This window comes from Aquabacterium sp. T101, from assembly GCF_057219775.1.
Map to the genome: position 1 here is coordinate 196,804 of NZ_JBXVVZ010000007.1, position 7,048 is coordinate 203,851.

Sequence of the window (7,048 nt, forward strand, 5' to 3'; positions counted from 1 at the left end):
ACCGCCATGACGCCACAGCAGATTGCCGAAGCCTCGCGCGACGCGATGTGGAAGGACGACCGCGCCTCGCAGGGCCTGGGCATGGTCATCGTGGCCGTCGGCCCGGGCAGCGCCACGGTGACGATGACCGTGCGGCCCGACATGCTCAACGGGTTCGACATCTGCCACGGCGGCCTGATCGCCACGCTGGCCGACACCGCGTTCGCCTTTGCCTGCAATGCCTACAACGAGCTCACCGTGGCGGCGGGATTCGACGTCAACATCGTTGCGGCGGCGCGCGGCGGCGACCAGCTCACCGCTACCGCGAGCGAGGTGTCGCGCACCGGCCGCACCGGGGTCTACGACATCGCCGTCACCAACCAGCGCGGCGAGACTGTGGCGGCCTTCCGGGGCCGCTCGTTCACGATGAAGGGCAAGCCCGTGGTCGAGGGCCTGCCGGTGGGAAAGGCCAGGGCATGAGAAAGCACCCGGAACCGCACGAGCTGGAACCGATCGAGCGCGCCAGCGCCGACGAACTGCAGGCGCTGCAGCTCGAGCGCCTGCGCTGGACACTGCAGCACGCCTACGACCACGTGCCGCACTACCGCCAGGCCTTCGACGCCAGGGGCGTGCACCCGTCTGACTGCCGCTCGCTGGCCGACATCGCGAAGTTCCCGTTCACGACCAAGGCCGACCTGCGCAACCACTATCCGTTCGGCATGTTCGCGGTGCCGCGCGAGCAGGTGGTGCGGGTGCATGCCAGCAGCGGCACCACCGGCAAGCCCACGGTGGTGGGCTACACGCGCGGCGACATCGACCGCTGGGCCGACCTCGTGGCGCGCTCGATCCGCGCCTCGGGCGGGCGCGCCGGCGACATCGTCCACGTGGCCTACGGCTACGGCCTGTTCACCGGCGGCCTGGGTGCGCACTACGGCGCCGAGCGCCTGGGCTGCACCGTGGTGCCGATGGGCGGCGGCCAGACGGAAAAGCAGGTGCAGCTGATCCGCGACTTCCAGCCCGACATCATCATGGTCACGCCGAGCTACATGCAGGTGATCATCGAGGAGTTCGAGCGCCAGGGGATCGACCCGCGCACGATGAGCGTCAAGGTCGGCATCTTCGGCGCCGAGCCCTGGACCGAGGCGATGCGGCACGACATCGAGGTGCGCGCCGGCATCGACGCGGTGGACATCTACGGCCTGTCCGAGGTGATGGGCCCGGGCGTGGCCAACGAGTGCATCGAGACCAAGGACGGCCCGGTGATCTGGGAGGACCACTTCTATCCCGAGATCATCGACCCCGACACCGGCGAGGTGCGGCCCTACGACCCGGCCACGGGCACGCAGGAGGGCGAGCTGGTGTTCACCACGCTCACCAAGGAGGCGCTGCCGGTGGTGCGCTACCGCACGCGCGACCTGACGCGCCTGCTGCCGCCCACCGCGCGCAGCATGCGGCGCATGGGCAAGATCGTCGGCCGCAGCGACGACATGCTGATCATCCGCGGCGTCAACGTCTTCCCGTCGCAGGTGGAGGAGCTGGTGCTGCAGCATGGCCAGCTCGGCGGCCAGTATCAGCTCGTCGTCACGCGCCAGGGCCCGCTGGACGAGCTTCAGGTGCTGTGCGAGCTGCTGCCCGCGCATGCCGGCGCCGACCGCGCGGCCGTGGGCCATGCGTTGCGCGAGCGCATCAAGACGCTGATCGGCGTCACCGCCAGCGTCAGCGTCGGCGCGCCCGACAGCATCGAGCGCACGCTGGTGGGCAAGGCCCGCCGCGTGATCGACAAGCGCCCGAAGTAGCCGGGCAGGGGAGCCGCCATGTACACGCAAGCCATGGACACCGCGCCGCGCGAGGAGCGCTCGGCGCTCGAGGACGCCGCGCTGCAGCAGCGCTTCGACGCCCGCATCGACGCCGGCGAGTTCATCGAGGCCAAGGACTGGATGCCCGAGCACTACCGCAAGACGCTGGTGCGGCAGATCAGCCAGCACGCGCACTCGGAGATCGTCGGCATGCTGCCCGAGGGCAACTGGATCACCCGCGCGCCGACGCTCAAGCGCAAGGCGATCCTGCTGGCCAAGGTGCAGGACGAGGGCGGCCACGGCCTGTACCTCTACGCCGCCGCCGAGACCCTGGGCACCAGTCGCGACCAGCTGCTCCACGCGCTGCACACCGGGCGCGCCAAGTACAGCAGCATCTTCAACTACCCCACGCTGACCTGGGCCGACGTCGGCGTGATCGGCTGGCTGGTGGACGGCGCGGCGATCATGAACCAGGTGCCGCTGTGCCGTTGCTCCTATGCGCCGTACGCGCGCGCCATGGTGCGCATCTGCCGCGAGGAGAGCTTCCACCAGCGCCAGGGCTTCGACGCGCTGCACGTGATGATGACGCGCGGCACCGACGCCCAGCGCGCGATGGTGCAGGACGCGGTGGACCGCTGGTGGTGGCCGAGCCTGATGATGTTCGGCCCGCCCGACGCCGCGAGCACGCACAGCGAGCAGAGCATGCGCTGGGGCATCAAGCGCATCAGCAACGACGACCTGCGCCAGAAGTTTGTCGACGCCACCGCCGAGCAGGCCCGGGTGCTGGGTGTCACGCTGCCCGACCCCGAGCTGAAATGGAACGAGCAGCGCGGCCACCATGACTTCGGCGCGATCGACTGGGACGAGTTCTGGCGCGTGGTGGGCGGCGACGGGCCGTGCAATCGCGAGCGGCTGGCCACGCGGGTGGCGGCCTGGGAGGACGGTGCCTGGGTGCGCGACGCGGCCCTGGCTCACGAGCGCAAGCGCGCATTGAAGGAGAAGGCGGCATGAGCAGCGACAAGCCTGCCGGTCCGGCGGCCGGCACCGAGTGGCCCCTGTGGGAGGTGTTCGTGCGCAGCAAGGCCGGCCTGGACCACAAGCACTGCGGCAGCCTGCACGCGCCCGACGGCAAGGCCGCCGTGCAATTGGCGCGCGAGGTCTACACCCGGCGCCAGGAGGGCACCAGCATCTGGGTCGTGCGCAGCGACCAGATCATCGCCAGCGACCCGGGCGACAAGGACATGTACTTCGACCCGATGGCCGACAAGGTGTACCGCCATCCCACCTTCTACGAGCTGCCCGACGCCGTGAACCACATGTGACGCCATGGTTGCCTCGCTCGCCCTGAAGCCCGACGCCCGCGCGCAGTACGTGCTGCGTCTCGCGGACACCTGCCTCGTCTGGTCGCACCGTCTGTCCGAATGGTGCGGCCATGCACCCGTGCTGGAAGAGGACATCGCGCTGGCCAACCACGCGCTCGACCTGCTCGGCCAGGCGCGTGCGCTGCTCAGCCACGCCGGCCGGCTCGAAGGCCAGGGCTTCGACGAGGACCAGCTCGCCTTCCTGCGCGACGAGCGCGACTTCCTCAACGTGACGCTGGCCGAGCTGCCCAATGCCCTGGTGGCCGGTGCGCGCGGCGACTTCGCGCTGACCGTGCTGCGCAACTTCTTCCTGTCGGCCTGGATGCTGGCGCAGTGGCGCGCGCTCGAACGGTCCACCGACCCCGAGCTGGCCGCCATCGCCGCCAAGGCCGTGAAGGAGGCGCGCTACCACCGCGAGCACGCGGCCGACTGGGTGGTGCGGCTGGGCGACGGCACCGACGAGAGCGCTCGCCGCATGCGCGACGCGCTGGAGCGCCTGTGGCCCTGCACGAACGAGCTGTTCGAAAGCGACGCGGTCGACCGCGCCGCAGCCGAGTCCGGCCTCGGCCCGGCGTGGGACACGCTGCGCGAGGGCTGGCTGGCCGACGTGCAAGCTGTGCTGGCCGAGGCCACGCTGGCGCTGCCGCCGGCGTCGGCCTGGCGCGGCGACGGCAAGCGCGGCCGCCACAGCGAGCACCTCGGGCCACTGCTGGCGGTGATGCAGGTGCTGCCGCGGTCCTATCCCGGGGGCGTGTGGTGAGCACGGCGCTGGCGTCCCGCGTGGACGATGCCTGGCGGCGCCTGGCCGACGTGCCCGACCCCGAGGTGCCGGCGATCTCGGTGGTGGACCTTGGCATCGTGCGCGCCGTGGCCGAGGCCGACGACGGCGCGATCGAGGTCACGCTGACCCCCACCTACAGCGGCTGCCCGGCCACCGAAGTGATCGAGGCCAGCGTGCGCGATGCGCTGGCGCCGCTGGGCCCGGTGCGCCTGCGCCTGCAGCGTGCGCCGGCGTGGACCACCGACTGGATCAGCGACGACGGCCGGCGCAAGCTGCGCGACTACGGCATCGCGCCGCCCGGCCGCTGCGGCGACGGCGCGCAGCCGGTGCGGCTGTTGACGGGCGTGCCCTGCCCGCGCTGCGGAAGTGCCCGCACCGAGCGCCTGTCGGCGTTCGGTGCCACCGCGTGCAAGTCGCTGCACCGCTGCCTGGACTGCCGCGAACCCTTCGAACACTTCAAGGCGATATGAACCCCGGTGTTCTATTCCACCCGCTGCAGGTGCGCGCCATCGAGCCCGACACTGAAGAGGCGGTCATTGTCTCGTTCGACGTGCCCGAGCCGCTGCGCTCGGTGTTCGCCTTCAACCAGGGGCAGTACCTGACGCTGCGCACGGACGTGGACGGGCAGGACCTGCGCCGCTCGTACTCCATCTGCGCCGGCATCGACGACGGCGAGCTGCGCGTGGGCGTGCGCAAGGTGGCCGGCGGCCGCTTCTCGGGGTGGATCAACGAACGGCTGCGGCCCGGCGACACGGTGCTGGTGATGCCGCCGCAGGGCCGGTTCTTCGTGCCGCTGGACCCGGCCGCGAGCCGCCACTACCTCGGCGTGGCCGGCGGCAGCGGCATCACGCCGATCCTGTCGATCATGAAGACCGTGCTCGGCCGCGAGCCGCTGTCGCGCTTCACGCTGATCTACGCCAACCGCGCGCCCAAGTCCACGATGTTCAAGGAGGAGATCGAGGACCTGAAGAACCGCTACATGGCGCGCCTGGTGCTGCACCATGTGTTCTCCGGCGAGGCCACCGAGCTGCCGCTGCACAGCGGCGTCATGGACCGCATCAAGCTCGGCGAGTTCCTCGGCCGGCTGGTGGACGCCCAGGGCATCGACCATGCGTTCGTCTGCGGCCCGTACCAGATGAACGACGAGGCCGAGGCCGCGCTGCTGGCCGCCGGGGTCGCCGAGGAGCGCATCCACATCGAACGCTTCGGCGTGGCGCCGCAGGCCGGCGCGCAGGGCGGCGCGGTGGAACACGAAAGCCGCCCCGGCGACGCCGAGCGCGCGCGCATCACGATCGTGCGCGACGGCCTGCGGCGCGAGTTCGACTTCGGCAAGGACGACCCGAGCATCCTCGACGCTGCCGCCACCGCGGGGCTGGAGGTGCCGTTCTCCTGCACGTCCGGCGTGTGCGGCACCTGCCGCGCGCGGCTCGTCGAGGGCCAGGTGCGCATGACGCGCAACTTCGCGCTCGACAAGGCCGACGTGGCGGCCGGCTTCGTGCTCACCTGCCAGTCGCATCCGCTCACCGACAAGGTGGTGCTGTCCTTCGATGACCGGTAGCCCGGTGCGCGCGGAGGCTGTGGATGGCTAGGACGCGGGCGGCGGGCTACGACGACCAGGCCGCGGCGATCCTGGCGCGGGCGGCGGAGCTGTTCGCGCGCCAAGGCTACAGCGCCACGTCGATGAACGACGTGGCCGCGGCCTGCGACGTGAGCAAGGCCACGCTGTATCACTACTACCGCCAGAAGTCGACGCTGCTGGCGCGCATCGCGCTGGCCCACGTCGAAAGGCTGGAGCAGGTGGTGGCGGCGGTGCAGTCGCGTCAGCTGGCGCCGCAGGCCGAACTGCAGGGGCTGATCGAGGCCTTCATGGCCGCGTATGCCGGCGCCCAGCACGAGCATCGCGTGCTGACCGAGGACGTGAAGTTCCTCGGCGACGACGAGCGCGGCGAGGTGCAGGCGGCCCAGAAGCGCGTGGTGGCGGCGTTCGCCCGCACCATCGCCCGCGTGCGGCCCGATCTCGCGCCGCGCGCCACGCCCCTGGCGATGCTGCTGTTCGGCATGATCAACTGGACCTTCACCTGGCTGCGCCCCGGCGGCACGCTCACGCACGAGGACCTGGCGCCGATGGTGGTGCAGCTTTTCTTTGGCGGCCTGCCGGCGGTGGTGCTTCCACAGCGTGGGCCTAAGCGTGGCATATCGGCACGAAAGGCTGCTTGACGGCCTCCAAAGCCGAGGAAATCGCATTGGAGGACAATTCGCCCCATGCCTAACATCGCCTCTGTCCTCAAGGAAGAAATCGCCCGCATCGCCCGCAAGGAAGTGCGGCGGGAAACGGCCAGCCTGAAGAAGGCCGTGGCCACCCACCGCGGCGAGATCGCCGAGTTGAAGCGCCGGGCCCAGGGGCTCGAGCGCGCGCTGAAGAAGGCCACGCGCGGTGCGACGCGTGGGGCGGGCGCGGCGGCCGCCGCCGAAGCCGGCGACGACGCCCCCGCGCTGCGATTCCGCCCCAAGGGCTTCGCATCGCTGCGCGCCAAGCTGGGCATCTCGGCCAGCGAGGCCGGCAAGCTGCTCGGCGTGTCGGGCCAGTCGATCTACCTGTGGGAGTCGGGCCGCGCCCGACCCAGCCGCGACCGCCTGGTGGCGATCGCCGCGCTGCGCAAGGCCGGCAAGCGGCAGGTGCAGCAGCGTCTCGAAGCCCTGGGCTGACCGCCGGTGGGCGCCGACCGCATCGAGGCGCTGCGCCTGTCGCATGTGGTGCTGCCGCTGGCCCGGCCGATCTCCGACGCGAAGGTGCTGACCGGGCGGCAGAAGCCGCTGACGGAAGTGGCCTTTGTCTTTGCCGAGATCCGCAGCCGCGACGGCCACGAGGGCCTGGGCCTCACCTACAGCAAGCGCGCCGGGGGGCCGGGCCTGTTCGCGCATGCGAAGGAGCTGGCGCCGGAGCTGCTCGGCGAGGACCCGAACGACATCGCCCGCCTGTGGGACAAGCTGGTGTGGGCCGGCGCCAGGGCGATGTCCCGCTCGCTGTTGAACCGTGACCGGTGACGGCTCCTCGGTGGACATGCTACGCGGCCTTCAAGACGGCGCCGTTGTCGCTTTCGGGGCGACGGCCATCCAGGGCCTTGAGGAGG

Annotated in this window: 9 protein-coding genes and 1 pseudogene; all 10 read left to right on the forward strand. The window is 71.1% G+C overall.

Features of this window, described 5'->3' with window-relative positions; all coding sequences use genetic code 11:
• Positions 1-6: 6 nt before the first annotated feature.
• The gene (paaI, locus tag AC2EAQ_RS16465) at positions 7-459 is read left to right on the forward strand and encodes a hydroxyphenylacetyl-CoA thioesterase PaaI (protein WP_484645442.1); all 453 of its coding nucleotides are present in this window, start codon (positions 7-9) and stop codon (positions 457-459) included.
• Positions 456-1,775: a phenylacetate--CoA ligase PaaK gene (paaK, locus tag AC2EAQ_RS16470; RefSeq protein ID WP_484645444.1), complete on the forward strand. Its 1,320-nt coding sequence runs from the start codon at positions 456-458 to the stop codon at positions 1,773-1,775. The genes paaI and paaK overlap by 4 nt, the downstream gene beginning before the upstream one ends.
• 18 nt (positions 1,776-1,793) lie before the next feature.
• A complete protein-coding gene (gene paaA / locus AC2EAQ_RS16475; protein WP_484645445.1) occupies positions 1,794-2,786 on the forward strand; it encodes a 1,2-phenylacetyl-CoA epoxidase subunit PaaA in 993 nt (330 codons plus the stop codon).
• On the forward strand, positions 2,783-3,097 hold the full coding sequence (gene paaB, locus AC2EAQ_RS16480) for a 1,2-phenylacetyl-CoA epoxidase subunit PaaB (RefSeq protein WP_484645449.1): 315 nt from the start codon (positions 2,783-2,785) through the stop codon (positions 3,095-3,097). The genes paaA and paaB overlap by 4 nt, the downstream gene beginning before the upstream one ends.
• A gap of 4 nt (positions 3,098-3,101) precedes the next feature.
• Positions 3,102-3,896: a 1,2-phenylacetyl-CoA epoxidase subunit PaaC gene (paaC, locus tag AC2EAQ_RS16485; protein ID WP_484645452.1), complete on the forward strand. Its 795-nt coding sequence runs from the start codon at positions 3,102-3,104 to the stop codon at positions 3,894-3,896.
• Positions 3,893-4,387, forward strand: a complete 495-nt coding sequence (gene paaD / locus AC2EAQ_RS16490) for a 1,2-phenylacetyl-CoA epoxidase subunit PaaD (protein WP_484645458.1) — start codon at positions 3,893-3,895, stop codon at positions 4,385-4,387. The genes paaC and paaD overlap by 4 nt, the downstream gene beginning before the upstream one ends.
• A complete protein-coding gene (gene paaE / locus AC2EAQ_RS16495) occupies positions 4,384-5,475 on the forward strand; it encodes a 1,2-phenylacetyl-CoA epoxidase subunit PaaE (protein WP_484645462.1) in 1,092 nt (363 codons plus the stop codon). Before paaD ends, paaE begins: the two co-directional genes overlap by 4 nt.
• 23 nt (positions 5,476-5,498) lie before the next feature.
• Positions 5,499-6,134: a TetR/AcrR family transcriptional regulator gene (locus tag AC2EAQ_RS16500; RefSeq protein ID WP_484645465.1), complete on the forward strand. Its 636-nt coding sequence runs from the start codon at positions 5,499-5,501 to the stop codon at positions 6,132-6,134.
• A 45-nt stretch (positions 6,135-6,179) separates the two neighbouring features.
• Positions 6,180-6,623, forward strand: a complete 444-nt coding sequence (locus tag AC2EAQ_RS16505; protein WP_484645468.1) for a helix-turn-helix domain-containing protein — start codon at positions 6,180-6,182, stop codon at positions 6,621-6,623.
• Between the two features lie 6 nt (positions 6,624-6,629).
• Positions 6,630-6,923, forward strand: a pseudogene (locus AC2EAQ_RS16510) (L-talarate/galactarate dehydratase); the annotation flags it as partial.
• Positions 6,924-7,048 lie beyond the last annotated feature (125 nt).

Bases quoted from the DNA above. Each gene is read 5' to 3' on its own strand.
- paaI (WP_484645442.1), top strand. From the start codon at position 7: ATGACGCCACAGCAGATTGCCGAAGCCTCGCGCGACGCGATGTGGAAG.
- paaK (WP_484645444.1), top strand. From the start codon at position 456: ATGAGAAAGCACCCGGAACCGCACGAGCTGGAACCGATCGAGCGCGCC.
- paaA (WP_484645445.1), top strand. From the start codon at position 1,794: ATGTACACGCAAGCCATGGACACCGCGCCGCGCGAGGAGCGCTCGGCG.
- paaB (WP_484645449.1), top strand. From the start codon at position 2,783: ATGAGCAGCGACAAGCCTGCCGGTCCGGCGGCCGGCACCGAGTGGCCC.
- paaC (WP_484645452.1), top strand. From the start codon at position 3,102: ATGGTTGCCTCGCTCGCCCTGAAGCCCGACGCCCGCGCGCAGTACGTG.
- paaE (WP_484645462.1), top strand. From the start codon at position 4,384: ATGAACCCCGGTGTTCTATTCCACCCGCTGCAGGTGCGCGCCATCGAG.
- AC2EAQ_RS16500 (WP_484645465.1), top strand. From the start codon at position 5,499: ATGGCTAGGACGCGGGCGGCGGGCTACGACGACCAGGCCGCGGCGATC.
- AC2EAQ_RS16505 (WP_484645468.1), top strand. From the start codon at position 6,180: ATGCCTAACATCGCCTCTGTCCTCAAGGAAGAAATCGCCCGCATCGCC.